The sequence below is a fragment of the Acetobacter nitrogenifigens DSM 23921 = NBRC 105050 genome (assembly GCF_000429165.1).
GTDB lineage: Bacteria > Pseudomonadota > Alphaproteobacteria > Acetobacterales > Acetobacteraceae > Acetobacter > Acetobacter nitrogenifigens.
Genome location: NZ_AUBI01000004.1, coordinates 174,303 through 199,114, shown reverse-complemented (window position 1 = coordinate 199,114; position 24,812 = coordinate 174,303). Strand labels below are relative to the sequence as shown.

Sequence of the window (24,812 nt, the reverse complement as noted above, 5' to 3'; positions counted from 1 at the left end):
GGCGACGACCAGATCCGGCGTTCAGAGAGGCAAGCCGAAGGCCAGGGAAGAAGAGCAACTCGCTCGAGTCTGTCGTCCGTAAGGTGGTTGCTCCACATCCGTAACAGTCTTGCGCGCCCGGGCGGGGCGTCCTTAACTCCCGGCACACGCCCACTGTCCGGATTTTGTGATGTCCAGCCGCCCACGCGCCAGAGAACTCGCCTTGCCTCTTCCCGGCGTGCCGGGTCCGTGGAATGCGATTACAGACGTCCCGGGCGTGCGGGTCGGCTACAGGACGCTTATCTCGGGTGAGGACGAGCATGCGATCCGGACAGGCGTGACGGCGATCCTGCCACGCGCGGAAGGCGATCTGCTGCACCCCGTTCTTGCGGGCAGTTTCTCAATGAATGGTAACGGCGAGCTGACTGGTTGTCACTGGATCGACGAGGCCGGATGGTTCATGGGCCCGATCACGCTGACCAACACCTGCTCGCTGGGCATCGCGCATCACGCGACGGCGCGATGGATGTTGAAGACGTTCCCCGACGTGATGGGAGAGACCCTCTGGCCCCTCCCTGTGGTGGGGGAAACGTTCGACGGGTGGCTGAACGACATCGCCGGGCAGCATGTGACGGAGGTCGACGTGCTGGCTGCGATCGAGGCGGCCGCAGCCACCCCGGCCTTCAAGCCAGTGGCGGAAGGGAATGTCGGCGGTGGGACGGGGATGATCGCCTATGAGTTCAAGGGCGGCACGGGCACGTCGTCGCGGATCGTGCGGACAAAGGCTGGCGAATATACGCTCGGCGCGCTGGTCCAGGCCAATCACGGGCGGCGGTCGTGGCTGACGGTTTGCGGCGCGGCGGCAGGGCGCGCCATGCCGGAAGATACGCTGTGGCCGTCGGAACGCGGGTCGATCATCGTGATCCTTGCGACCGACGCGCCGCTGGAACCGACGCAGCTGCGGCGCGTGGCGAAGAGGATCGGCATCGGCATCGGACGCGGAGGCACCCCCTCGGGAAATAATTCCGGCGACATTTTTCTGGCGTTCAGCACGGCTAACGACTCAGGCGCCTTTCCGGGCGCGCCGTTGAGGCGAATAGAGGCGTTGAGTGACGAAGCGATGGACGACGTGTTCATGGCTGCGGTCGAGGCGGTGGAGGAAGCGGTGCTGAACGCGATGCTTGGCGCGGAGACAATGGTTGGACGGCGCGGGCGGCTGGTGCGGGCGATCGACCCGGAGCGGTTGAAGTCACTGGTCTGCGTTCCTTCGGGAGGCGCCGCATGACGGATCTTGCAACGCCGGACGCCGCCATTTCGGGAAAAGGCGACGCGGTCGCGCCGATCGAAGGCGCGGGCGGCCAACCGTCCGGGCTGAAGCGCAGTATGGGATTGCTCGGCGTGTTGATGATTACGCTGTCGGCGATCTCTCCGGCGTCGTCCGTGTTCATCATTGTGCCGGGTATTTTCGCGACGGGCGGCTCTGGCGCGCTGATCGCCATGGCCGTGGGCGCGCTGGTCGGGCTGTGTATGTCCTTCGTATACGCCGAACTGGCCTCGGCTTTTCCGCTTTCGGGTGGTGAATATGCGATCGTCGGCCGTATCCTCGGCCCATTCGCGGGATTTGTCGTGCTGGGCGTGGGGGTGATGCAGCTGATCGCTATCCCGGCGGTCATGGCGGTGGGGATCGGCGTCTATCTCGACGTGCTGGTCCCCGGAGCGCCGCCGATCGCCGCCGCCGTGTTGACGGTGGCGCTGGCGGCGGGCGTATGCGTGCTGCATCTGCGGGCCAGCGCGGTGGTGACAGGGGCGTTTCTGGCTGTCGAGTTGCTGGCGCTGGCGGCGCTGGCGGCGCTCGGGCTCTTTCATGCCGCGCGGCCGCTGAGCGAAGTGGTGCTGCATCCTGTGTTTCTCGACACAATCGGAACACTGTCCGCAGTGTCTCCGACGTTGATCGCCATGGCGGTGTCGCTGTCGATCTTCTCCTACAACGGTTACGGCTCAGCCGTGTATTTCGGCGAAGAGACGCATGACGCGTCCCGCCACATCGGTCGGACAGTGTTGCTCGCGCTTCTGGTGACGGTCATTTGCGAAATCGTGCCGGTCGTTGCGGTCCTGCTGGGCGCGCCGGATTTGCGAACGTTCTTTTCATCGCATGACATGATGGGCGTGATCTTTCTGTCCTACGCAGGACCGGTCGCGAACGTTCTGGTCAGCTTCTGTCTTGTTCTGGCGATTCTGAACGCCGTGATCGCCAATCTGCTGATGTGCTCCCGCCAGTTGTACAGCATCGGACGCGACCGCATTCTCCCTGCGCGGTTGAGCGACGGTCTGACAGTTATTCATCCGCGCTTTCACTCCCCCTGGGGCGCGACGTTCGCGGCGGGAGCATTCTCCGGCGCTGCGTGTCTGATCAGCGAGCAGATGCTGCTGATTATCACCGGCAGCGGAATTCTGGTGATGTATATGGCGCTTTGTCTGGCGGTGATCGTCGGGCGGCGTAACGGGCTGACCGCAGGGGGACATTACCGTATGCCACTGTTTCCGCTGCCGCCCCTGCTGGCGTTTCTGGCGATGGTCGGCGTGACGGGAATGAACTGGATGGACGCGCAGACCGGACGCCCAAGTCTGGTGCTGACTCTGTTCGTGGCGCTGGGAGCCGGAGCCTATTACCTGCTGGTGCTGAGCCGTCGCGGATGGCGGATGCAGGGGCCGCAAAGTTGAGCGCGTCGGAGATCAGGGCGGCGACGCAGGACGATTTGACGGCGATCGCCACGTTATGGCGGGAAAGCACGATCAGCATGGACGGCGGCGCGCCGAGGGTCCACGATGTGAAGGCGCTGCGCGCCAGGCTTCAGTCGGAAGGATGGTGGATCGAGGTTGTGGAAAACGACGACAGGATCACAGGATTTCTTGCAGTTCGTGAAAGAGAACGCGTGGTGGATCAGTTGTTCGTGGCGCCGTCGGCGCAGGGCGCGGGCCTTGGCGCAAGGTTATTGCGACGCGCGCAGGCGCTGATGCCGGAGGGCTTCACGTTGCGCACGCCGTTAAGCAATCTCGCGGGCCAGAGGTTTTACGAACGCCATGGCCTGATCATGCTGCGCGACGAACCCCATCCACAGGCCGGGTTTCTTGTCCGGTATTACGGATGGTCTCCCTGAACGTCGCGTGCTGGCGTGAGCGGTCAAGCGCCGAGCCTTCGTTATGTGACAACGCGTCTTGGATGCGCCATGCCTCCAAACTGGAAAAAGTCTTTTTGCTTCTTTTTCTTCAGAAAAAGAAGAAGCGCCCAAACTCCCCGCCACACACCCGCTCAGGCGTAACGCCGCGCGCCCGCCACACAGGCGACAACGACCATCGTGACGCCGCACATCGCCCACGACACGGCCTCCCCCAACACGGCATGGGCAAGGATCAGGCCGAAAAACGGTTGCAGCAACTGCAACTGTCCGACGCTTGCGATGCCGCCGAGCGCGAGGCCGCGATACCAGAAGATAAACCCGACAAGCATACTGAACACCGAGACGTAGGCGAGGCCCATCCACGCCGACGACCCGATGGCGGCCCAGCCTCCGGGCTCGGTGGCGAGGGCGAGCGCCGCCATCGCCGGAGACGCCAGAACGAGCGCCCAGGAAATCACCTGCCAGCCGCCGAGACGACGCGAAAGTGCTGCTCCCTCGGCATACCCCAGCCCGCATAACGCCACGGCCGCGAGCATCAGCGTATCGCCCGCGACAGACCCTCCGCCGCCATGCGTCAGCGCAAAGCCCGCAACACTCGCAGCCCCAGCAAGGGAGAACGCCCAGAAGACCGCGCCGGGGCGCTCCCCGCCGCGAAGAACGCCAAACAGCGCCGTCGCAAGCGGCAGCAGACCGATAAAGACCAGCGAATGGGCGGAGGTGATATGGCGCAGGGCCAACGCGGTCAGCAGCGGAAAACCGATGACCACACCCAGCGCCACGACGCCCAGCGACGGCAAATCTGGCCGCGCAGGGCGTCGCTCCCGCAACGCCGCAAGCAGCAGAGCGCCGAGAGCCGCCGCAATCAGCGCGCGCGCCGCCGTCAGGAACAGGGGCGAGAATCCGGAGACCGCAAGGCGCGTCGCAGGCAGCGACCCGCTGAAAATCAGGACGCCCAGCAGCCCGCTGCCGAATCCTTTTGTCGATGTTTTCATGAAGTCCCCCACGATTTTCGGGAACGGTAGGCGATCCGGCGCTGGCGGCGACAGGAACAGTTCAGTACAATATCGAAAAACTGTACCGATACTTTTTACCATACGGACTGGAAGCGATGACGACGCGAGGCTCCCGCACGGCGGATGTGGTGACGGCGATACGCGCGCGCATAAGCGGCGGCGCGTTGGGCGTGGGAGACCGCCTGCCGTCGGTCAGGCGTTGCGCTGACGCGATGGGCGTGTCCCCCTCGACCGTGGTCGAAGCCTATGACCGGCTGGTCGCGGAGGGAGCCATTCGCGCCCGCGCAGGCTCCGGGTTCTACGTCGCAGGTGCGGCCCCCGCTCTCATGCTGACGGAGGCGGGGCCACAGTTCAACCGGGAGATCGACCCGCTCTGGGTGTCCCGGCAATCGCTGGACGCAGCGCCAGATACGCCACGCCCTGGCTGCGGCTGGCTCCCGGCGGAGTGGATGCCAGGTGATGCGATCCGGCGCGCCATGCGGGCGGCGGCGCGCGGCGACGACGCGCTGCTGGCCGGATACAGCCCCGCGCGGGGCTCCCTGCCGCTGCGGCGGCTGCTGGCGCGGCAATTTGCAGCAGAAAATCTGCCCGTCGCGTCGGACCAGATCCTTCTGACCGGCTCCGGGTCGCAGGCGCTGGATCTTGTGTGCCGCCTGCTGCTGCGTCCGGGCGATACGGTGCTGGTCGATGACCCGTGTTACTTCAATTTCCGCGCGCTTTTGCGGGCGCATCGCGCGAACGTGGTCGGCGTCCCTTATGAGGCGGACGGACCGAACGTCGAACAGTTCGCGCAGATCGTGGCGGCGGCGCGGCCCCGGCTCTACGTCACCAACTCGGCGTTGCATAACCCGACGGGGGCCACGATCTCGCCGCGCGTGGCGCATCGCGTCCTGAACATCGCGGCGGAACACGACATGATCGTCGTGGAGGACGATATCTTCGCCGATTTCGAGCCCGAACCGTCGCCGCGTCTGGCGACGCTGGACGGACTGCGGCGCGTCATCCGCATCGGCAGCTTTTCCAAGACATTGTCTGCTTCTTTACGTTGCGGCTATATCGTGTCGACGCCGGAGTGGATCGAGGCGCTGACGGATCTGCAGGTCGCGACCTGCTTCAGCGCCGTGTGTCCCGTCGCCGCCGAGGTGACTTTGTCGATCCTGAGCGACGGCGGATACCGCAAGCATATGGAGGCGCTGCGGCGCCGGCTGGCCACGGCCAGACGCGAGACGACGAAACATCTCGGTCAAATCGGAATTTTTCCACATCTGACGCCGCGCGGCGGGTTCTATCTTTGGTGCGCGCTGCCGGATGGCGTGGACGCCGCGACGCTCGCCCGCATCGCCCTGCGGGATGGGCTGGTGCTGGCGCCGGGCGACGTGTTCAGTGTCTCGCGCACGCTGTCGGGCTCCATGCGGTTCAATGTGGGGCAGATGGGGGGACGGGGGGTGTATGCGGCGTTGCGGAGGGCGGTTGGGGCGAGGGTGGGTGGTGGTGGCGGCGTCTGAGTAAAGAAAGTCGGGCCATTTCCACAACGGGTGTGGAATCTCCGCTGACGCCTGCAAGCAGGGATGACCGGGCAGAAGTGGGTCCGCTGGCGGAAGCTATACCAGCAGGCAATAGATGGCAGCAGTTGAACTGCCATGGGCGATCAGTGCCATATTGGGTCAAAACCGGAGAAATCTGTCGAAGGCCATGATACAAATCTCGAAATCGTCATCCTGCCGCTGGTAATATGGGTTTTGTGTTATTACCCAGCGATGGCTCGTAGAGAGAGCGTTCGCGTGGTCGACACGGTGCGGGAGGCTGTGAAAGACTACGAGCGCTGCGCTTCAACACTTGCTGAAATGCACACCATCGCTTTCGCATCCCTCTTGCTCAGAAACGTTGCTAACCTGGTCATGCAAAGTGAATAATGTCGTCTGTGGAGCCCGATAGGCTCCACAGCATAGATTTCAAGAAGATGTCCCAGGATCTCTCATCTGCTGATGACCCGTGCGTAAATCGAGATGATTCGGTCCTTAAAGCCCGAATTCCATAAACCGTTAAAGACGTTGCCTTCTTCTTTCCATCATCAGCCACCCTGCGCATCCTGCCAGCCCCAAACCGAACAGCGTGCACAGCAGTCGATATCCCGGGGGCCTGTAATCAAATGTAATCGCTGATTTTCCCGGTGGGAGCGTCACCGTCTGATGTAGCCCGTCCTCCGTCATCCCGACAGGAACCGAGGCTCCGTTTAATGTCGCGTGCCAATGCTCTGCATACAATTCATGCCGGACCAGCGTCGTTCCCACCGGGCAGTCGGCGCTCAACGCATTACGATCTGTCGGCTTCACTATACAGCCGGGAGCCGAAAAATAGGGTGCTGCACCAGGGATGGTTTGAATAAATACATAAGGATCGCTGTAGATCGTTTCCAGTCCCGGCTGGTTAAAATTGTAGTCCACGGCAAAGAAAGGAATGTGCTCGGCCTGCCTCTGTCGTGCGGGCCACATCCAGAGCGCCGCCGGGCGATCCGTTTGACTGCCCCTGATCGTTACATCCAACGTTCGTTCCCCAGTCTGAGAAACTGTCAGAGGATGCGAAAGATCTAGCCATGTCAGCCTATTGTCGTTAGCGCGATCCAGTTCGCCAGTCGCCGTGACGCAGTCATCGGACGCACACAGCGACATCTCTATACGCCCACGAGACGCGCCCTGATAGGTTCCCAAAGACACACCGATTTTTCGGATCGTCGCGGTTGTCTCTTTACCGTCTTTTCCTGGTGCGGGGAGCGTGATCTGTCCACGGACGGTACCCGTGCCTAGAGGTACGGGCACAGCGCTCCCGGGTCCAATGGAGGATGCAGCACGGTCTCTCCATACGTCCGTACCATTGCGGGCCACGATGAAGCCTACGGATTGTTTGCGCAACCACTCCAACGTTTGTCCAGAGCCAAGCTGTGGGATGGTCTGAATGTTCTGCCAATACTCGGGAGTATCGGACATAGACCGACTAAGTCCCGCCGGAATATACTGTGTCGGGTCACCGTCACTGATCGCATGCGCCGCGATTTCGTTCGCAAAATTCCGTGGCACTGGCAGATAGGTGTAATTGATCGAAGCGATCCCGTAATAGGCGCCATAATTGGGAGCTAGAGCATTAAGACTCAGCACCCGCTGCAGTCGGGTCAGATGCCGCAAGGCAGATAGAGCGCTCTCATCGGATCTTACTGGTTTCACACCACAGAGCAAGGGGACCGAAAACAGGACAACGGAATTGACCGACAGCGTCATTCCAACCAACACTCTTCCGCTCTTTCCGGATTTCCAGAATCCCCAGAGAAGAAGCGTCGCTGTAGTTACGGCCCACATGAAAGACCATGCGACAAGAGCGTGGTAATGGTGGCCGTGCGTCCACAACTCGGCAATAGCGCTGCGTGCGCCGCTCACCACCAGAACGCTTGTCACTGCAAGCGGAACAAACGTCAGCACGCATGCGTGCCGCACAGCCGCTTTTGCGGCTGTGCGCGTATCATCGAATGCCAGTCCGGCGAGCAGGCTGAGAGCGAACCACCAGCTCGGCCCGATATAAATATGCGTCATGGTCTGACGGATGCCTGGAATCATATCCATCAGGTATTGTCCAGGCTGGATGCCAAAAACCTTCATCCCCGTCATTAACAGATAGAGGCCAAGGACCACTCGCAAACCACGCCATGCAACACTCCCGGTCCGACGAGAGGAAAAAACTGCGCCTGCCAACCCGACAAGAGCTGCCAGGATCAAAGTGAAATCGCAATAGGCGCTAGTGTGCCACCACAAAGCTCTAGCGGCTTCGTTAGCCTGAACGAAAAACGCGAATTGCGGTGGCCCAAGAAGATAAGGAAACAACAGCATGGCCGCATTCGCAACATCCGCGTGGGCTGTCCCTATATCGGAATTCTGGCCAAGATAGGCATTGCGAATCAGAAGAATGAACGGAACCCATGCGGGGGCGGAAAGAAGCACTCCCAAAAATCCACCACCGATAATATGGAGAGCCGTGGGCAGGCCGTGGCGGGAGATACCGATCCGCCATATAGCAATCACAAGCGCAAGAAGTCCATCAAGAAACGCTGTCTCCGGAAACCCTGCGATAATTGAACCACCGATGCCCAATGCAACGAGAAGCCATCCCCAGCGACGCCCCGCGTCCCGATTCCCGCCGCATCTCATGATTCCCCATACCAGCATCGGCAAAAACGGCACAGGCATGATCGGTCCATGCGAAAACCACGCAAAAGTTCCTGAGCACTCCATAAGAGTGCTGACGACGATACGCGCGCCGAAAGAAATCCGCATCTCTCGCGCTAGACCATACATTGCGAACCCTGCGAGACACTGCATGGCGATTTTCAATAAAACCAGACCGTTCGGTAGGGCGAGAAGAAGGACAAACGGGAAAAATAGCGCGGAACTTTGCATTTCCGCAGCCATTGGCATTCCGATGCCGGAATAGGAATCCCACCACGGTACGTGTCCCGAAAGCCACTGCCGAGCCGCCGACGCGCCCAATGCCTGCGTAGTGGCCCCGGAGTTGGGGTCAAGCCATCCGGGAAAGCCGGGAAGAACCGGATCCTCCGGGAGCGGGCCGAATTTCAGAAAGCTGTAAATTGGATCTTCCGACAGAAAACCCAGAAGACCCGGCGCATGGATCAAGAAAGGAAGCGCCAGCAAAAAGATTAAAGCCAGCCATTCTCGAGTAATCGGGTTTGTTATGGTTCGGGGCACTACGCGGTCCGCTCCTTAGTCTTTATTCTATGTATCCCCGCTATCGTGGCTCGCGGTATAGATTACGATAGCATGACAGCTCCCCAGTCTTTATATCCGAGGTTGGCAATTATAGGCCAGTCCCCTTCAGTTCGTGACAAGAAAGCGCGGTCGGGCGGAGGTTGGCCAAGTTTGCGGGGAGTTGTGGCTGAAACTGCGTGATGGTGATCTGAGGAGGCGGCGTATTGTGGCGGGTGAGAGCCTGCCTGAATCCGCAGCATGGAGCGATACGCTATGAAAGACGATGGCATTCCAACCGGCATGGAAAATTGACCCTGATTGAGAGGGTATAGGAGCCAAAAACTGACCCCTTTGGTGCGGAGGCGTAGTGCGCGCGGACGAGGCTCAGGGCTCATTCTTTGAGCCAGAAGATGAAGCTTGCTGCGATATGGATTGCGAACATGCAAGTATGAGCGCAGCAGTCGTATCTGGTTGCAACACGCCGCCAGTCTTTCAGCTTTGCGAACATGTTTTCGATCAGATGGCGTTTTTTATACAGACGCCGTTTGTAAGGCGGCTTTGATTTCCGGTTCATTTTCGGGGGAATACAGGCAGTGATGTTGCGTTCTGCGAGGGATAACCTGATCCGGTTGCTGTCATAGCCTCTGTCCCCGATGACTTCCTCTGTCTCGTCGGGGAGATCTGCCAGAAGCACGCCTGCGCCTTTGGAATCACTGACCTGTCCCGCAGTCAGATGAAGCCAGACAGGCCGACCCTGACCATCGCACACGGCATGGAGTTCTGAGTTCAGCCCGCCTTTTGTCCGTCCGATATGGCGGGGAAAAGCCCCTTTTTGAGCAGGGAGGCCGCTGTCCGGTGCGCTTTGAGATGTATCGCATCGATCATCAGGCGCGTCGAACGGCCTGCCTGTTCCGTCAGGGCGACGAAGATTCGGTCGAAGACGCCCAGGCGGCTCCACCGAATGAAGCGATTATATAAAGTTTTGTGCGGGCCATACGCTTTCGGGGCGTCTTTCCGCTGAAGACTGTTCCGGATCACGTAAACAATTCCGCTCAGAACACGCCGGTTATCCACGCGTGGCGCTCCGTGAGCCAGCGGAAAATGCGGCCTGATCTTCTCCATCTGGCTCTCAGACAGCAAAAACATGTTACTCACAGGCTCAATCTCCTTCGATAAGCCTGTGAATCACAACGCCGCGCTCAGTTCACCGAATTAACAGGTCCTGAGCCTAACTCCCAAACTGGACAGCCCCTTCCAGTTCAATGCCCTGTGCCACCCCACACAGAACTGTGCCATCCTGCCATTCCGACCACCACACGGAAAGCCTTGATGCTCCACCCAGTCGCCCCGCCCGCCGCCCGCAAGGACCCTCGCACCATCGAGCAACTCGGGCGCACGCGCACCGACGACTACGCATGGATGAAGGATGACAACTGGCAGGCCGTTCTGCGCGACCCGACATTGCTGCGCGCTGATATTGCGGAGCATCTACGCGCGGAGAACGCCTATAGCGATTCCGTTCTGGCCTCGACGCAGGCTTTGCAGGCGGAGATCGTGGCCGAGATGAAGGGGCGTTTGCGGGAGGACGAGTCCTATCCCGCGCTGCCGCATGGCGTCTGGCGCTATGGCGTTCGGTATGAGGCGGGGGCGCAGCAGCCGCGCCATGTGCGGCATTACGAGGATCGCGTCGATCAGGAAGAGGTGCTGCTCGACGCCGACGCCCGCGCCAAGGATCACAGCTACTACGTGGCGCGTTCGGCGACACACAGCCCTGATCACGCGCTGTTCGCCTGGGCGGAGGACACGCAGGGCTCGGAGATCTACACCGTCCGGGTGAAAGATTTGGCGAGCGGCGCGCTGCTGCCGGTCGAGATCGGGGACTGCTCGGGAAATTTCGTATTCTCGCCCGATTCGCAATACATTTTCTGGACATGGCGTGACGAGAACGGGCGCCCGGTGAAAGTGTTCCGCCGCGCTGTCGCAGGCGGCGCCGATGAACTGGTTTACGAGGAAAAGGACCCCGGCTTCTTCGCGGGCGTCGCCTCCACCCGCTCGGGGCGCTGGATCGTCATCAGCTCCAACGATCACGACACGGCGGAAAGCTGGGTCGTGCCGGGCGATGACCCCACGGCGGCGGCGCGGTGCGTTGCGGCGCGCGAGAAGGGCGTGACCTATGATCTGGCGCACTGGGGCGACCGCTTTGTAGTCCGCACGAATCTTGGCGATGCGACAGATTTCCGCCTGATGACGGTTCTGGACACGCAGATCGGCGAGCGTGCGGCGTGGCGCGAACTGGTTCCGCATCGTCCGGGCCGTTACATCACCGACTGCACTGCGTTCGCTGATCATGTCGTGTGGGTGGAGCGTGTGGACGCGAACACGGCGATCCAGATCCTGCCACGAGAGGGGGAGGCCCATCATCTGGCGACGGATGAGGACGCCTACACGCTGTCCCTCGACGGCTCCTATGAATTTGCTACGAACGAGTTGCGCTACTCCTATCAATCGCCAACGACGCCGCGCCAGTGGCTGTCCTACGACCTGGCGACGCGCGAACGGTGGCTGCTGAAAGCGCAGGACATTCCCTCCGGCCACGATCCGGTCGATTACGTCTGCCAGCGGCTGTTCGCGAAGGCGCCGGACGGAGAGAGCGTGCCGATCACGCTGCTGCGCCGCCGCGACGCGCCGGAGGGCGTTCCTGCGCCGACGCTGCTTTACGGATATGGGTCCTACGGCATCTCCATCGACCCGACGTTTTCCACCCGCAATCTCAGCCTGGTCGATCGCGGCTGGGTCTACGCCATCGCGCATGTGCGCGGCGGGGCGGAGAAGGGATGGAACTGGTTCCTCGGCGGGCGGGGAGAGACCAAGACCAACACGTTCACCGACTTTATCGCCTGCGCCGAGCATCTGATTGCTCAGGGCGTGACGGAGGCCGGGCGCATCGTCGCGGACGGTCGCTCTGCGGGCGGGATGCTGATGGGCGCGATCGCGAACATGCGGCCGGAGCTGTTCGCGGGAATCGTCGCCGTGGTGCCGTTCGTCGACGTTCTGAACACCATGTCGGACGACACCCTGCCGCTGACGCCGCCGGAGTGGCCGGAGTGGGGCAATCCGCTGACCGACGCCGCTGCCTATGACCGCATCGCCGGGTATTCGCCTTATGACCGGATCGAGGCGAAGCCCTATCCCACGGTGTTCGCCATCGGCGGTCTGACCGATCCGCGCGTGACCTATTGGGAGCCCGCGAAGTGGATCGCGAAGCTGCGCGAACATTCGACCTCCGGGCGGCCGCAGTTGCTGCGCATCAACATGGAGGCCGGGCATGGCGGCGCGTCCGGGCGGTTCAAGTCGCTGGACGAGGCGGCGCTGATCCATGCTTTCGCCATCTGGGCGGAAGGGGCCGCGCGTCGGGGCTGACGCAGCGCCGTAGCGGCCGGTTCGCCCCGCCCGTTCGCTCCTTCGCGCGAAGTGGGGTATGCTCGGCGTCCTGCGCCGTGTGTGGATGTACTCCATTCGAAACGAATCGGAGGCGCAGCACAGGGTGAAGCCCACCTGCGCGTCATTCCCTGATCCGCCGCGCGAGTGGTCGGACGGCGCAAGGCGGGCCATATTTTACGCCGCCCCAGGGAGGAAGCAGGTTCGGATGTCCAAGACCGGTCAGACATTGATCGAGCCGCCGCCTGGCGCGCATGCCGCAGGCCGCACGCCGGCTGCGGATCTTCTGACCCCGTCGCCCGCGGAGGCCGAGGCTTCTACCCCGGCCCAGCGCTCGGTCATCATGCGGTCGCAGTGGCGTGCGAGGGAGTTCCTGGGCATCGCCATCGCGGCGGTCGCCCTCTACACCATCGCAGGGTTTCTGACCGCGCTGGTCTGGGGCGGCGTTTTCGCGATCGCGACATGGCCGCTCTATCAGCGAACGCGCGAACGCTGGCCGCGCCTCGCCAACGGCGTCACGTTGCCGCTGCTCTTCACGGCGGCGCTGGCGCTCATCTTCCTGATCCCGCTGATCATGGTGGGGCTGGAGGCGGCCAAAGAAGCGCAGGGCGTGCTGGAGCTCATGAAGAACGCCCGCAGCTCGGGCATCCCGGTCCCCAGATGGGCGCATCATCTGCCGCTCGCCGCAGAGAGCGTGGTTGCGTGGTGGGAGAACAATCTGAGCAGCCCGGAAGATGCGCACGAATTCTTCAGTTCGCTCGACAGTCGCAGCATGGCGGTGACGAAAGCAGTGGGCTCGCAGGTCGCGCACAGGACCACCCTGTTCTGCTTCTCGTTGCTGACCCTTTTCTTTCTCTACAAGGATGGCGCCGCCGCTGCGCGCCAATGCACGCTTGCGTCGCGTCGCCTGTTTGGTCGCCGGGGAGAGGTGATCGCCCGTCAGATCGTCGCGTCAATCCACGGCACCGTCGCCGGTCTGGTGCTGGTGGGCGTGGGCGAGGGTTTGCTGATGGGCGTGGTCTATCTGCTGGCGGGCGCCCCCCACCCAGCGCTGTTTGGCGTGGTCACCGCCATCGCGGCGATGATCCCGTTCTGCGCGATGATCGCCATCGGCCTGGTGTCCGTCCTGATTTTTGTGCAGGGCGCGACGGTGGCCGCGATCAGCGTGTTCGCCATCGGCGCAATCGTTATCTTCGTCGCCGACCACTTCGTCCGCCCCACCCTGATCGGCGGCAGCACTCAGTTGCCGTTCCTGTGGGTGCTGCTCGGCATTCTCGGCGGGGCGGAAACGTGGGGGATGCTGGGCCTGTTCGTGGGGCCGGCCGCCATGGCGGCGCTGCATCTGGTGTGGCGTAGCTGGACCCGCGAGCGCGGAGGCGACAAACTGGCCTGATTCTGCGTGACTCGGCTCCGGCCGCTTTGCGCGCAACCCTGCGTCGGCGCAGTCATGGCGATCTTCATGTCAGCCGCCCGTCTTCGCGCGCAGCTTTTCCGAGGACGCCCATGACCGCGCTTACCCCCCAAAACACTCCGCTGCTCGGCTTTATCGGTTTTGGCGCGATGGCGACCCGGATGGGCGTCCATCTGCGCAACGCCGGTTACGGCGTGATCGCCTACACCCCGTCCGGCAAGAGCGGCGACCCTGCGGTCGAGATTCTTCCGACCGCTCGCGCGGTCGCGGAGAAGGCGGACGTCGTCATCGCCTGCGTGCCGGATGATGAGGCGCTGGAAGCCTCGATGTACGGTGAAAACGGCGCATTGGTGGGCATGAAGGCGGGGGGCGTGTTGCTCAACACCTCGTCCGTCTCGCCCGAGGCGACGGACGCGCTGCTCGCGGCCGGGCGCGCGAAAGGCGTCACGGTGCTCGACGCCCCGGTCTCCGGCAGCACGCCAGAGGCGGAGGCGCACGCTCTTGTCATTCTGGTCGGCGGCTCTGTGGAAGACGTCGCAAATGCCGCGCCAATCTTCGACACCATTGGCAAGCTGACCATCCATGCAGGTCCCTCTGGCAGCGGAGCGAAGCTGAAACTGGTGGTGAACGGCATCATGGGCGCGGGCCTGACCGCGTTGGCGGAGACCGTGTCTTACGGGTTGGCCTCGGGCCTTGATCGCTCGATGCTGTTTGATGCGCTGGATCAGGTCGCCGTGATTTCCCCGCATCACAAGCGGAAACTGAGGGCGGCGAAAACTGGCGATTTTACCTCGCAGTTTCCTTCCCGGTTGATGCAAAAGGATATGCGCCTTCTGGTCGACGCCATAGCCCGACAGGCGATACCGGCGCCCACTCTGGCGGGCGCCCTGCAGGTGTTGTCGCTGGGTCGCCATGCTCATCCCAATGACGATTATTCGGCAGCCATCGCGATCATGGAGCGGTTCGCGGCCAACGACGCGTAACGGGCGCTGCGAGATCGGCGTCATTGAAGAACTCGGTACACTCGGGGGGGAATGCGGCGTTAAGCGTCCGACCCGGTTTGCCGGAAGCCATGCGCCCGTTCCTTTTCTGAAGCCCTGCGGGGCTGTGAAGGTCCAGATCGATCGCCGATGACGCCTGAGACTGCCTCAGGGTTCCTGGATCACGAGGAAGGATTACGCTTGCCTCGGTGAATTTTTCTTTGGTGTGCATTGCAAGTTGCATTTTGATGCGTGGGAGTGTCGAATTTTGAAACGTATCAAGCAAGCTTATATTCTGGCTGGCGTCCTCTTTTTTGGGAGTGGTTGTGCAGATAAGCAACTTTCAAATTATAACGGTAATTATATTACTCCGCAGCAAGCGGTAATGGCTGCGGCAGAAACGGAGAGCGGAATTTCCGGAAAATTTGTCATGACGGTGCAGGCGACGGGCTATGATGCAGGTAATTTATACCTTAATTCAGAAAAAGATTATAGAGATCAGAGAAACCTTAGTATTAAAATCGAACCTGAATTAATAAAAAAACTTCAATCGCGTTTGAATGAAAATCCGTCCACCTACTACATTAATAAGCGCATAGAAATTTCTGGAACCGCGCTGAAAATAAGGATAGCGTTCGTAGTTGATGGAGAGATAACTGATAAATACTATTTTCAAACTCATGTAAATCTGGAAAGCGAAAATAACATACGGGTAATAAACTGAGTTAAAGCGGTGTGCGCCGATCGTTTCCTCTAATGTGGCGAGGGGTGGCCGTTAACCAAACGTTGTAGGTGTAAGCGTCCGTGGCGACTCCTTGGGAATAGCATGTCGCCAGCGCTCCGGATGAACGCATCTGGCTTTGGAGACTGAACCGTGTCTTCGTGAGGCGCCTGGGCACCCATGGACCACCAATCTCGCCGCCTTACCGAGAGCGTGCTCCAGTCTGACGTTACAAGTGTGTGGATGTTCAGCGGCGCTTTGGATGACAGGCGCCTGCAAGGTCCTTCGGCTCTCAGACTGCGCGCTGGATGCAACCGGCTGAGGCCTCCCCGGTCCCCCTTCCCGCTACGGCAATGCATGAATGCCGCATTGGTGGATTTTTTTCCGACAGCGCGATTCACAGGCCCGTTGTGGATTCGTTTGGAACAAAGAGGGAAAAATAAGCGCAGGTGGCCGCTCGCCTGTCGCTGCACACTTTATCCACAGAGTTATTCCAACACCTGTCCACGGAATCTGTGGGTAATATGACGTTAATGTGTCAGGCGAATTGCGCCAGAAATTGGCGGATGTCCGCCATTCATGGAGAATCTGGCTGTCAAGGCCCAGAATCAGCTTGCGTTTCTCATTGGCTGGGGAAGGCGCGAGTCCTGCGTTTCATTCACAGGTCGCTTCGCGGGCATGATCCCGATTAAGGGAGGGGCGTGCGGTGTAGCCATGCCCATCCTCCGAAGAGCGTCATGTCAATCGGACGCCCGTATGATTATTCGGGTCATTTGAATGCCGTTGCGCGATGCCATTGTCCCTCCTAGAGGATTCCGCAACGTGACAAGCGGGTCATCAGGTGGCTGTGGCGGTTTTTTGGAGGCTTTTCAGTGTAGGGTATAATTGAAATTGATGATTACAAGTGCGAGCACGATGAGCAACGTTAAGGAGGTCTCGTTAGAAACGGCGAGAGAATTATTTGATGCGATCTCTCCTTTGCAGGATTTATTGAACGGTCGACCTGTCGTGTTTCGGGGGCAAGCAAATGCAGATTGGGGATTAGTGCCGAGTGTATTGCGCAACGTGAAAAAAGATCGCGTCCTGAAAATCGATAAAGGCAGTTATACTTATTTCTTATCTCTAATAGGGAGGGAGATTTTTTATTTAAATAGTTTCTATAAAGCGGCTGATTCGATTGCTTTAGGTGTGCCTTACGGCACGGAGAACATATTCAAGCGGCTCAGCTTGGCAAAATTGATTCCTTTGCCCAACCGCAGAATTGGCCGCCGGAAGACATGTTGCCACTTTTGGCACTGGCGCAGCATCATGGGGTTCCAACTCGGCTGCTGGATTGGACGAGGCAGCCATATGTTGCGGCGTATTTTGCTGCATCAAGCGCGTTGGCAAGCGCCAACAAAGACGAAACCGGCAAACGCCGCCTGGCGGTGTGGGCGCTTGAAGAAACTCCGTTTCGGGGTAAAGGTAGATCAAACCGCGTCGACGGTCATATTTCAATTTTCGATGCCCCGGGAGCAGGGAATAAGAACGCTGCTGCGCAACGGGGTCTGTTTACGGTTGCACGATATAAGCACCACACAACAGGAGACCACGATGATGTAGATAGTTATGTTGACTTAATTCCAGCTATCGAGAGCCTTGAGAAACCAATCGCGTTGATAAAATTTTCCGTTCCAGCCACCGAAGCCGGAGCGCTGCTCGGCTTGTGTGCGAAGTTTGGCATTACGGCCGCAACGTTGTTTCCAGATTACTACGGCTGCGCCCGGCATGCAGTTGACGTCATGAATACGGGCTGGTTGGGCAAAGACTTGTTGCAAGATTAATGCGTAGCCAAGCTCCCAAAAGCTGCGTTGCACGTCCTCCTGTGCCTTGCTTTCGAAAATACTGAGGCGTGCGCGTTAGCAGCGTTGTCTTGTTTCGGGACGGATGCCAACAGCCTTCCGAAGACTCAATTTGGACGTCTCGCAGTTCAGCGTGCATGCCTGCACTCGCACGGATTGCCGCAAAAGCTGGCGAACGACGCCGAATGGCTTCTCGGTGGTCTCGGGTTCGGAGGGAACGGACGATCTCTCTACGGACGCCATTTGCGGCCTCCGTTGCTGCTCCAACATCCCGCCAACGGTCTCTGGGAATGGTCAGGCGCACGGAGTAGCCGCGCCGTCTGAAGACCAGTTGATGCGTCTTTCCGTCCCGCAAAATGTGTGACGGTGGACGTGTAACGCAGCATCGCAGGCCCCGATACGGAGCCCCGATTAACCCATCGATTTTTCTGGAGAAATTTTGCTGGGGCGAACGACGGGGATCGAACCCGCGACAACCGGTACCACAAACCGGCGCTCTACCAACTGAGCTACGTCCGCCACACAGCGCATTTTCCAAGAGAGTAACGCCTTGTTTGTAACGCCCACCGTGTTGAATCTCCCGACAATATGAAGTGGTGAGCTAGGGGCATGCAAGTTCTTTTGGGCGCTCAATGCTCATGGTCCAGATTTAGGAGAGTTGGATATGATCCTTCGGGTGAGCGGCGTCGCTCTGAGGCGCATTCGTCACACCCACTAAATTTCCTCTGATGCAGCCATCAACAGGGCCGTTGTGGATTCGCGAGGAACAAAGAGGGAAACGCGAACGCGCTCCGCCGTCCGCCTGATGCTGCACACTTTATCCACAGAGTTATTCCAGCACCTGTCCACGGAATCTGTGGGTAATGTTACGTTCGTGTGTCATGCGGACGGCGTTCGAAAATGGCGGTAAACTGCCATTCACGAAGAATCTAGCTGTCAAGGTCAAGAATCAGCTTGCGTTTCTAACTCTCTGAGGACAACGCGAGTCCAGCATTTCATTCACAGCCGTGCAGGGCTGCCATGTCCGGTCTGGGTGCGCTTCGAACCAGACGAGTAGCGGCTCTATTTCTGGTGCAATCTCAGCCATGCGCCTGAAGAACGCCGAGACTGTCGAGTAGCATAGACCTGTGATGTCGGTGATTTTCTGGTAGGACGCTCCGCCAGCTCGAAGGCGCTGCATGGAAGCTGCGAGGATTGGAGTGATCCTCCTGCCTCTGCTCCCTGATCGGTGACGCTCCACTTTGTCCTTGATATTGTCTTGATTGGTTCCAACACGCAGATGTGCAGGATTAACGCAAGCCGGTCGGTCGCAACTGTGCAGGACGGATAGCCCCTCTGGAATGACTTCGACGAAATGCTCATAGGACACGCGGTGGGCAGAGAGCGTGACGAATCGTCCATCGCCATCCTTTGCTTTCACCTGAGCATGGCCTGTGTGCTTCTTTTTCAGCCCGCAAACCCAGCATGGGCCGAGTTCTGGCTTGTAGGGATGTTCTGGGCCGTTCTTGTCGGTCTTGGCCATCACGCGGTCGATGGCTGGGCGCGAATTGGTCTTGCGCTTTTGGAGTGTAGACGCAGCAAAGCCGCCACGTCCATTGGATGTGGAAATGGTTGGGGTATCCTTGTGATTTATGGAGATAGTGATTTAGAGAGCTGACCCGGCCCCTCCCGGCATAGGGGTGTCAGAAGCCGGATTTTGACGGGGGTGGGGTCAGCGGATTGCCCATGCGCTCCCATTCAGGGACGTAGGGAACCTAGTTTTCCAGAGCGGATATTGAGAGTTATTTAGGGATTTACTAGCTCTTTAAGGAACTATTACTGTGGGTGGTTTCCCACCACACTCATTGGCTATCAGCCGCTTTACAAGCACCTTATAAGGCTTCTCTCTACTATCCTCTTCCTGCTTCTCTTATGACGCCGAGCTTGCTCCCAAAAAAGCCCGAAAAACCGCTATTTACCCCGGTAGCAATTATCCCCCCAGGACTTGCAGTTACCCTTGATCGAAATTCGATGGGGTGGGGGTCTGGGCTTGCAAGGTGCTGTCCGGGTCATTTTCCAGAGGCTCCACCCTGCTCAACGATGTCGAACAAGAACAAGGCGGCGCTCTAAAGCCCCGAATTTGAAGCCGGGTTCTGAGAGAAATGGCCGTTTAGTGGACCGTTTTATGAGGCTCCATGGAACCTGCGGGCACGGCTGGGCCGGGTGTGGCTCAGTGGGTCCGGTCGAGACCCGATTGATTCAAGTTCCGAATCAGAGGGATTCAGCTTTCGGGGATTCTGCCTGCCCGTCTCCGACTGTATCACGAATGTCAACGCTCGATGACTCTCGCGATACAGGCCAAACCATGACCGCTTTCGTCACCTACTTCCGTGTCAGCACGGCCCGTCAGGGAGCTTCAGGACTTGGCATAGAAGCCCAGCAGGCGAGCGTTAGCGCCTATGTGGACCAAACAGGCGGTAAGGTGCTGGCGACGTTCACTGAGATAGAGAGCGGCAAGAAGAATGATCGCCCGAAGCTCATGGAGGCGATGGAGCGTTGCCGTCTGACCGGAGCGACATTGCTGATCGCCAAGCTCGACCGCCTGAGCCGCGACGCCCATTTCCTGCTCGGGCTTGAAAAGGCCGGTGTGGAGTTCGTTGCGGCTGACATGCCCAACGCGAACCGTCTCACGGTCGGCATCATGGCTCTGGTGGCGCAGCAGGAACGTGAGGCGATCTCAGCCCGCACCAAGGCGGCGTTAGGCGCTGCAAAAGCCCGTGGTCAGAAGCTGGGCGGATATCGTGAGGGAGCACGCAAGGTCGATTATCGGCTGTCCGTAGAATCCCGTCAGAAGGCCGCTGAGGCGTTCAGGGCCAGTGTCGGCCCGATGGCGTCAGGTCTGCACTCCGAGGGCCTGAGCCTGCGCCAGATCGCCGCACGGTTGACAGATCAGGGCATCAGGACATCGAAGGGCGGACAATGGACGGCGGCGGCTGTCTCTCGGCTCTTGGTGGGGGCGATTGCGGGCTAATTAGCAAAGGGCAGTTCAGCCCCCTTGAGGAACACAGACACGTTCTTGTTGAGCACGATCCGGCCTCGACCGCTCTGATCCAGTTCCCAGCTATAGGACCGCCCGTCGCCCGTCTGGAGCGTCCCGTCAGCCGAACACTGCGTCCAGTCGAGTTCTTCGAGCCACGTATGCTGATCGACCTCTGACGACGCCTGAAACCACTTCAACGCTTCCGGATCATGCAGGACGAACGCCTTGCAGTCCGTGGCCGTCTGACGTCCGTTCGGATCGGCCCGCCAGAGCCCGCTATGATCGACATGGACCGATGTGACCACGAAGGATTGCGGCTGGGCCGATGCAAGGGAACTTGCGGCGACCACAGACAGCCCGCCTACGGCCAGCCAACCCGCTAGCCTCTGCATTACCATTTCGCCGTCTCCGCCTCGTGTGGGTCTTTGTATGACACTTGAGGATGCCGGAAGACCTCCGTCAGCGGAACCTTGAACGTGGTCTGCAATTCAGACACCAGCCAACTGAGCGACGCATTTTGCTGCTTGGTGACGGCTTCATAGAGTGGATCGTTGCCGCTGCCGATTGTCCCGCCAACCAGTTCGATACCGATGGAATCTTGATTTGAGGGGTAACGATCCGGAACGCTTTTGGTCATTTCGGATTTGTTGATCGCGGAGACGCCCATTTTTTTGAGCTTGGCGACCTCTACGGGCGTGCATCGCAACTCGGCTAGGCATCGCGCTCTGATCTTCCCGACGTGCCACTGAATCCAATAGACGGAGCCGGTTTGATAGATCGTGCCATCCTTGTCGATCAGGAAGTGCGCCCCGTTTGCGCCTGCATTAAGGTAGCTGTTGAGGGATGACTGAGCCGTCTTCGCGCCTGTCTGGTGCACGACGATGCCCCGGATGACGGTCATGGCTCCGTGACGCAGATTAGGACGGCGAGTCAGCGTTACCCGCTTGTCAGTGCACCACCCGTCCGCGTCAAACGTGAGCATCAATCACCTGTCACTTAGCCAATCAGAGTCTGTAGGTTAGTCCGGGTCAGTATTCCCCTTCAAGGATTGATGTATTTCATATGAAACACGTCAAAACATTTCAAAGATTGGATGGCGTCTGACGCGAGTATTTGTTTGCGATTGACGTCGATATCGAGACGAACGGTGATGACTTGCCGGAGGGAGCGTTAAACACTGTTGGGCCGTGATCAAGTCTCGCATTGCACAAAAAATAGGCAAAAAAACCGTATTGGGTTAAGGCGGCTGTCCGATGACGAAAAATAACCGTTGATCGCCCATCAGGAGCCCGCAACTCCCCCGTGTGTCCTCTTTCGCCAGCTTCGCTCTATGACGCTTCACGGTCGCCTCACCAGCCCCAGAGAGGTCCGCGAGGGTCTGGTTTGGCAGATAGCCGTGGTTCGTCAGGAGCCAGTGCAGCCGGTCTCGCTGCTTGCCGGGAAGCGAACAGGCCGCAACGATGCTCTGCCAGCCCACGGATGCGACGATCTCGGTTAGGCGGTCCTCATAGAAAACTGGAAAAGGGAAGCTGCGGCTTGCCCCGCTCAGACGGATACTGTGCTTCGATGACGGGTCAACGTTATGACCGTATCCACCCTGTATCGTCTTCTCCGTAGCCAGTGTGCGGGGCTGGTTGCGCCCGTGCGGACGCGTTGCCAGCCATCCTGCATGGATGAGCAAGCGCCGGAGGTCTTCGTCGGATGGCGGCTGGTCTACCCATAGATCAGGACGGGCGGCTATTTCGGAAACTGTGAGGCCGATACGTGTCTTCCCGGGCTTGAGGATACCCTTGCGGGAGACGTTGAGGGCTTTTGGCGTTCCGGATGGCTGGGCCGCATGATCCAGCCTCCCCAATAGTATCCGTTCGCGGGCTTCAACGGCCTCAGAATAGAACTCCGCAACGATGGCGGGATCATCCCGGTAAAGCCGGTCCTGAACGTCAGAGAGCGTGACGGACGAATCCAAAAGCATGTCGCGAATGCTGAACAAGATGCGTGTGCGATCACGGGTAGAGAGCGAGGCAGGCTCATGGGGCGGCCCCGGTATTTGGTTAACAGATGTGGCAGTGATGCTTGTTTCCTTCGAAAATGATGGTTGTCAGTTCTATAGAAAAGGTGCCTTTCGGGCGTCGTCAGGCCCAGAGCGGATACGGTGAAGGCCCTGAAAATGATCCTCGTGAGTTATATATAGAGTTCCTTGTCAGGCTTCCTTTTCAGTTCCCTCAAGATCGCTTTTTCCGAGCGGATCGGAGTGGTGATCAACCACCCAATTTCAGAGCGCATTGTCAGGGACCAGATACGGACTTGTAAGGAGACCTGATCGGAGATGATTTGCATCATCGTCCTCAGTAACTTCTCCGGGCTTCGCAATGGCCGTTAAATGACACGAGGTCATTAGGTGGATGACCACCATACTCATCGTCTTGTAAGGACCTTTTAAAGTGTCGGAAGGGAAGCCGTTGGCGTGGTGGTGATCACCACACACCCGCTCTCCTTCCAAGCCTCTTTACGGAACCAATATGCTGCGCTCTAGGGCAGTCCTTCGCTCTGAATGCTATTGAAGTGCAGCCAGCACACCACCACCCATCCGGGTAATGAAAGCCCGATACACGCGCTCATCAAAAGCCATAGCCGCCTCAAGACCGTCATCCGTGACTGTCCATGCTCCAGAAGCGCCTTCACGAGTCAGGAGAGGGCCATAGCGCCCGTCATGCTCACCACTAGCCAGTCTGGCGATGATCGGCTCCACGGCTCTGTAATCGGCGCTTTCAGGGTCATAAGGAATAGCTCCTTGGTCCTGCTCAGCCGTCACGAGGCGCAGCATCAGAGAAGCGGCTTTTGGGCAGTTCATAACGTCGTCTTCCCGGTCTGCCTTCAAGGCGTCAGGCATAGCCGGAAGAGCCGCCAGAGCGTCAGGAAGAGCTTCACGGATAGGCGGCCAGTCGAGCGCCTCCGCCAGTTTCTCGGACAGGATGCCGGTGAAGGCTGTGGAAAGCTGCTCTTCAGGCGTTGCTACGGCAGGATGAATCGAAATCATGGGCTCTTCCTCGTTTGTCGATGATGACGGAGGTCAACGAATCACATGCGGCCAGAAAGTACAAGTGGCTCCGGTAAAGTTATTTCTCGGGATAATCCGTGATCCCGGAACATGATTCAGAGATTTGACCGCTCATCGTCACCGCTTTGAGAGCAGTCTGGCCAGAGCTGATGAAGGCGACACGTCAGGCAACCCAAAGATCGGTGCTCCGGTGGCTTTGTGGGCTTTCAGCAGGGCGAGAAGGTGAGGCGGAATCGCTGTCTGTCCTTGCTGGGTCAGCGATGAAACCGGTAATGCCTTGCGTGGCTGGCTGAGAGCCGGAGGGAGTAGGTCAGGCGCAGGCAAGAAGGGATGCGAGAGAACGGGGCGCGGCTGGGATACTGGCAAAGGATCGGGGGCTGCGTCTTGGGGAGTTAATTGCGGGTTGTTCCTGAGAAATACCCGGTCCATCGCCTGCTTCATCTCTGCAAACGTGGCGTCGCTGTGCGGGTCCATCGCCCAATCTGCGGCCCGATCTTCCAATTCGCCCGGATAGGTTTGAACGAATGGCAGGGCTGGCCGAGCAGCGTCCGGGGCTATGAAAGATGCCGAAGTGTCGTCGTCATCGTCATCATCCGGGGCTTGAGCAGGGGAGTTCTGCCATCTGGCTTGATTGGCCTGCATGGCCGCGAGGGTCTTCCTCAGAGCCTCGATAGAGTCATCCAGCCCTGCAAACGGGCTTGCAGGGGTCTTGTCGTCAGCCATGAGCCTTGGCCAGCGCATGTTCGACCAGTCCGGCCCTGCGCTGCTCCGCCTTGCTCCAGTCGATATCGTGATGCGTGCCCGTGGCGTTCACTTCCAGATAGAGATTGTCGCGACGCATATTGAACGGGTTACGGTCGCGGAACCGGACACGTCTGCCCTTGTGTGTTTCGCCAAGTAGAAGGCGAGCGACGGTGATATTGTGTTGCGGGTTCGTGCTGCCAGCGAAAGCCTGAGCGCAAGGACCGCCGATGGTCACCGCTGTGCTGGTCTTGTCGCCGTTCTGGATCACATAGAGCTTTCGACCTTCCTCCGACATGGCAAGGGTTATCTCGGCGTCGTCCGTGTCCAGTTCCAGCCGATGCCCGTGGCCGTGAGCGCCTGTCAGCGGAATAGAGACGTGATCGACATGGCGTGTCGGGTAGCACGCTTGCCGGGGCTGTGCAGGCCCGCGCAGGATGCCCTTGTCAGAGCGTGTCTTGCGTCTGACGGGCGGCTGGATAGTCGTGGCCACTCTATCGAGTAGGCGTGCGTTATCGCTCCGACCGGGGGCCGAAGTGTCCTGAAGTGGCATTGTGTGTGATCCTGAAATGGTTTGGGGGTGTTCGCTATGACCAGCGAAAAAGGGATGAGCAGAGGGCGGCTTCTATTGTCCTTCTCTCGGGTGACGCCACGTTTGTCCTCAAAAACGCTCAAAAACCCGCA

General features: G+C 59.5%; 21 protein-coding genes, 1 tRNA gene and 1 pseudogene. 11 read left to right on the top strand and 12 right to left on the bottom strand.

The features are described from left to right. Window positions 1-169: 169 nt before the first annotated feature. From G442_RS0107710 to G442_RS0107700, 3 genes are read left to right on the top strand one after another with little or no spacing between them, the layout of a single operon-like run. Window positions 170-1,264: a DmpA family aminopeptidase gene (locus tag G442_RS0107710; protein WP_026397532.1), complete on the top strand. Its 1,095-nt coding sequence runs from the start codon at window positions 170-172 to the stop codon at window positions 1,262-1,264. Continuing rightward, window positions 1,261-2,700, top strand: a complete 1,440-nt coding sequence (locus G442_RS0107705; protein ID WP_084440428.1) for an APC family permease — start codon at window positions 1,261-1,263, stop codon at window positions 2,698-2,700. Before G442_RS0107710 ends, G442_RS0107705 begins: the two co-directional genes overlap by 4 nt. Further along, window positions 2,697-3,137: a GNAT family N-acetyltransferase gene (locus G442_RS0107700; protein WP_170230062.1), complete on the top strand. Its 441-nt coding sequence runs from the start codon at window positions 2,697-2,699 to the stop codon at window positions 3,135-3,137. The genes G442_RS0107705 and G442_RS0107700 overlap by 4 nt, the downstream gene beginning before the upstream one ends. 152 nt (window positions 3,138-3,289) lie before the next feature. On the opposite strand, the gene G442_RS0107695 is transcribed toward G442_RS0107700, so the two are convergent. Then, window positions 3,290-4,150 carry a DMT family transporter gene (locus G442_RS0107695; protein ID WP_026397529.1) on the bottom strand — a complete coding sequence of 287 codons (861 nt, stop codon included), beginning with the start codon at window positions 4,148-4,150 and terminating at the stop codon, window positions 3,290-3,292. A gap of 116 nt (window positions 4,151-4,266) precedes the next feature. Here G442_RS0107695 and G442_RS0107690 point away from each other — a divergent pair, with 116 nt between their 5' ends. Beyond that, a complete protein-coding gene (locus G442_RS0107690; RefSeq protein WP_026397528.1) occupies window positions 4,267-5,676 on the top strand; it encodes an aminotransferase-like domain-containing protein in 1,410 nt (469 codons plus the stop codon). A gap of 135 nt (window positions 5,677-5,811) precedes the next feature. Then, complete coding sequence (locus G442_RS21350) at window positions 5,812-6,084, top strand: hypothetical protein (RefSeq protein WP_026397527.1); 273 nt, start codon at window positions 5,812-5,814, stop codon at window positions 6,082-6,084. Between the two features lie 129 nt (window positions 6,085-6,213). Here the strand turns inward: G442_RS21350 and G442_RS0107680 are convergent, their stop codons facing one another. Both G442_RS0107680 and G442_RS24305 read right to left on the bottom strand, forming a co-directional pair. Then, entirely contained in the window at window positions 6,214-8,847 is a 2,634-nt protein-coding gene (locus G442_RS0107680; protein ID WP_146882355.1) for a glycosyltransferase family protein, read from the bottom strand. 463 nt (window positions 8,848-9,310) lie between these two features. Continuing rightward, window positions 9,311-10,074 (bottom strand): IS5 family transposase gene (locus G442_RS24305; protein WP_146882357.1). Its coding sequence is split into 2 segments (ribosomal slippage): window positions 9,311-9,741 and window positions 9,741-10,074, totalling 765 coding nucleotides; the frame shifts between segments, so codons are not numbered across the junction. 174 nt (window positions 10,075-10,248) lie between these two features. On the opposite strand from G442_RS24305, the gene G442_RS0107665 reads away from it, so the two are divergent. The 5 genes and pseudogenes from G442_RS0107665 to G442_RS26545 all read left to right on the top strand — a co-directional run. After that, on the top strand, window positions 10,249-12,339 hold the full coding sequence (locus G442_RS0107665; RefSeq protein ID WP_026397523.1) for a S9 family peptidase: 2,091 nt from the start codon (window positions 10,249-10,251) through the stop codon (window positions 12,337-12,339). A 226-nt stretch (window positions 12,340-12,565) separates the two neighbouring features. Next, entirely contained in the window at window positions 12,566-13,750 is a 1,185-nt protein-coding gene (locus G442_RS21345) for an AI-2E family transporter (RefSeq protein WP_174766890.1), read from the top strand. A gap of 110 nt (window positions 13,751-13,860) precedes the next feature. Further along, window positions 13,861-14,751 carry an NAD(P)-dependent oxidoreductase gene (locus tag G442_RS0107655; RefSeq protein WP_026397522.1) on the top strand — a complete coding sequence of 297 codons (891 nt, stop codon included), beginning with the start codon at window positions 13,861-13,863 and terminating at the stop codon, window positions 14,749-14,751. A 265-nt stretch (window positions 14,752-15,016) separates the two neighbouring features. Continuing rightward, on the top strand, window positions 15,017-15,472 hold the full coding sequence (locus G442_RS24995; protein WP_146882360.1) for a hypothetical protein: 456 nt from the start codon (window positions 15,017-15,019) through the stop codon (window positions 15,470-15,472). A gap of 1,274 nt (window positions 15,473-16,746) precedes the next feature. Then, a pseudogene (locus G442_RS26545) lies at window positions 16,747-16,794 on the top strand (hypothetical protein); the annotation flags it as partial. Window positions 16,795-17,085: 291 nt separating this feature from the next. Here G442_RS26545 and G442_RS26120 read toward each other — a convergent pair. The 3 genes from G442_RS26120 to G442_RS24300 form a co-directional block, all read right to left on the bottom strand. Then, window positions 17,086-17,325, bottom strand: coding sequence for a hypothetical protein (locus G442_RS26120; RefSeq protein WP_246789360.1), 240 nt, complete (start codon window positions 17,323-17,325; stop codon window positions 17,086-17,088). A 428-nt stretch (window positions 17,326-17,753) separates the two neighbouring features. Continuing rightward, window positions 17,754-17,829, bottom strand: a tRNA-His gene (locus G442_RS0107635). 430 nt (window positions 17,830-18,259) lie between these two features. After that, complete coding sequence (locus G442_RS24300; protein ID WP_035376329.1) at window positions 18,260-18,832, bottom strand: HNH endonuclease signature motif containing protein; 573 nt, start codon at window positions 18,830-18,832, stop codon at window positions 18,260-18,262. An 822-nt stretch (window positions 18,833-19,654) separates the two neighbouring features. Between G442_RS24300 and G442_RS0107625 the strand changes: the two genes are divergently transcribed. Next, window positions 19,655-20,320: a recombinase family protein gene (locus tag G442_RS0107625; RefSeq protein WP_026397518.1), complete on the top strand. Its 666-nt coding sequence runs from the start codon at window positions 19,655-19,657 to the stop codon at window positions 20,318-20,320. Here the strand turns inward: G442_RS0107625 and G442_RS0107620 are convergent. The 6 genes from G442_RS0107620 to G442_RS0107590 form a co-directional block, all read right to left on the bottom strand. Then, entirely contained in the window at window positions 20,317-20,727 is a 411-nt protein-coding gene (locus tag G442_RS0107620) for a hypothetical protein (RefSeq protein ID WP_146882391.1), read from the bottom strand. The two genes, G442_RS0107625 and G442_RS0107620, sit on opposite strands and share 4 nt — an antisense overlap. Continuing rightward, window positions 20,721-21,311 carry a peptidoglycan recognition protein family protein gene (locus G442_RS0107615; RefSeq protein ID WP_026397516.1) on the bottom strand — a complete coding sequence of 197 codons (591 nt, stop codon included), beginning with the start codon at window positions 21,309-21,311 and terminating at the stop codon, window positions 20,721-20,723. Before G442_RS0107615 ends, G442_RS0107620 begins: the two co-directional genes overlap by 7 nt. A gap of 255 nt (window positions 21,312-21,566) precedes the next feature. Then, window positions 21,567-22,301, bottom strand: a complete 735-nt coding sequence (locus G442_RS23900) for a hypothetical protein (RefSeq protein WP_146882393.1) — start codon at window positions 22,299-22,301, stop codon at window positions 21,567-21,569. Between the two features lie 582 nt (window positions 22,302-22,883). Next, the gene (locus G442_RS0107600) at window positions 22,884-23,366 is read right to left on the bottom strand and encodes a hypothetical protein (RefSeq protein ID WP_026397515.1); all 483 of its coding nucleotides are present in this window, start codon (window positions 23,364-23,366) and stop codon (window positions 22,884-22,886) included. Between the two features lie 138 nt (window positions 23,367-23,504). Continuing rightward, a complete protein-coding gene (locus G442_RS0107595; RefSeq protein ID WP_146882396.1) occupies window positions 23,505-24,110 on the bottom strand; it encodes a hypothetical protein in 606 nt (201 codons plus the stop codon). Beyond that, the gene (locus G442_RS0107590) at window positions 24,103-24,681 is read right to left on the bottom strand and encodes a hypothetical protein (protein WP_146882399.1); all 579 of its coding nucleotides are present in this window, start codon (window positions 24,679-24,681) and stop codon (window positions 24,103-24,105) included. Before G442_RS0107590 ends, G442_RS0107595 begins: the two co-directional genes overlap by 8 nt. Window positions 24,682-24,812 lie beyond the last annotated feature (131 nt).

Excerpts from the sequence above, each read along its gene's own strand:
- G442_RS0107690 (WP_026397528.1), top strand. The coding sequence starts at position 4,267 with ATGACGACGCGAGGCTCCCGCACGGCGGATGTGGTGACGGCGATACGC.
- G442_RS0107590 (WP_146882399.1), bottom strand. The coding sequence starts at position 24,681 with ATGCCACTTCAGGACACTTCGGCCCCCGGTCGGAGCGATAACGCACGC.
- G442_RS0107705 (WP_084440428.1), top strand. The coding sequence starts at position 1,261 with ATGACGGATCTTGCAACGCCGGACGCCGCCATTTCGGGAAAAGGCGAC.
- G442_RS21345 (WP_174766890.1), top strand. The coding sequence starts at position 12,566 with ATGTCCAAGACCGGTCAGACATTGATCGAGCCGCCGCCTGGCGCGCAT.
- G442_RS0107655 (WP_026397522.1), top strand. The coding sequence starts at position 13,861 with ATGACCGCGCTTACCCCCCAAAACACTCCGCTGCTCGGCTTTATCGGT.
- G442_RS0107615 (WP_026397516.1), bottom strand. The coding sequence starts at position 21,311 with ATGCTCACGTTTGACGCGGACGGGTGGTGCACTGACAAGCGGGTAACG.
- G442_RS21350 (WP_026397527.1), top strand. The coding sequence starts at position 5,812 with ATGGGCGATCAGTGCCATATTGGGTCAAAACCGGAGAAATCTGTCGAA.
- G442_RS0107625 (WP_026397518.1), top strand. The coding sequence starts at position 19,655 with ATGACCGCTTTCGTCACCTACTTCCGTGTCAGCACGGCCCGTCAGGGA.
- G442_RS0107600 (WP_026397515.1), bottom strand. The coding sequence starts at position 23,366 with ATGATTTCGATTCATCCTGCCGTAGCAACGCCTGAAGAGCAGCTTTCC.
- G442_RS24300 (WP_035376329.1), bottom strand. The coding sequence starts at position 18,832 with ATGGCCAAGACCGACAAGAACGGCCCAGAACATCCCTACAAGCCAGAA.
- G442_RS0107695 (WP_026397529.1), bottom strand. The coding sequence starts at position 4,150 with ATGAAAACATCGACAAAAGGATTCGGCAGCGGGCTGCTGGGCGTCCTG.
- G442_RS23900 (WP_146882393.1), bottom strand. The coding sequence starts at position 22,301 with ATGCTTTTGGATTCGTCCGTCACGCTCTCTGACGTTCAGGACCGGCTT.
- G442_RS0107620 (WP_146882391.1), bottom strand. The coding sequence starts at position 20,727 with ATGGTAATGCAGAGGCTAGCGGGTTGGCTGGCCGTAGGCGGGCTGTCT.
- G442_RS0107595 (WP_146882396.1), bottom strand. The coding sequence starts at position 24,110 with ATGGCTGACGACAAGACCCCTGCAAGCCCGTTTGCAGGGCTGGATGAC.
- G442_RS0107710 (WP_026397532.1), top strand. The coding sequence starts at position 170 with ATGTCCAGCCGCCCACGCGCCAGAGAACTCGCCTTGCCTCTTCCCGGC.
- G442_RS0107665 (WP_026397523.1), top strand. The coding sequence starts at position 10,249 with ATGCTCCACCCAGTCGCCCCGCCCGCCGCCCGCAAGGACCCTCGCACC.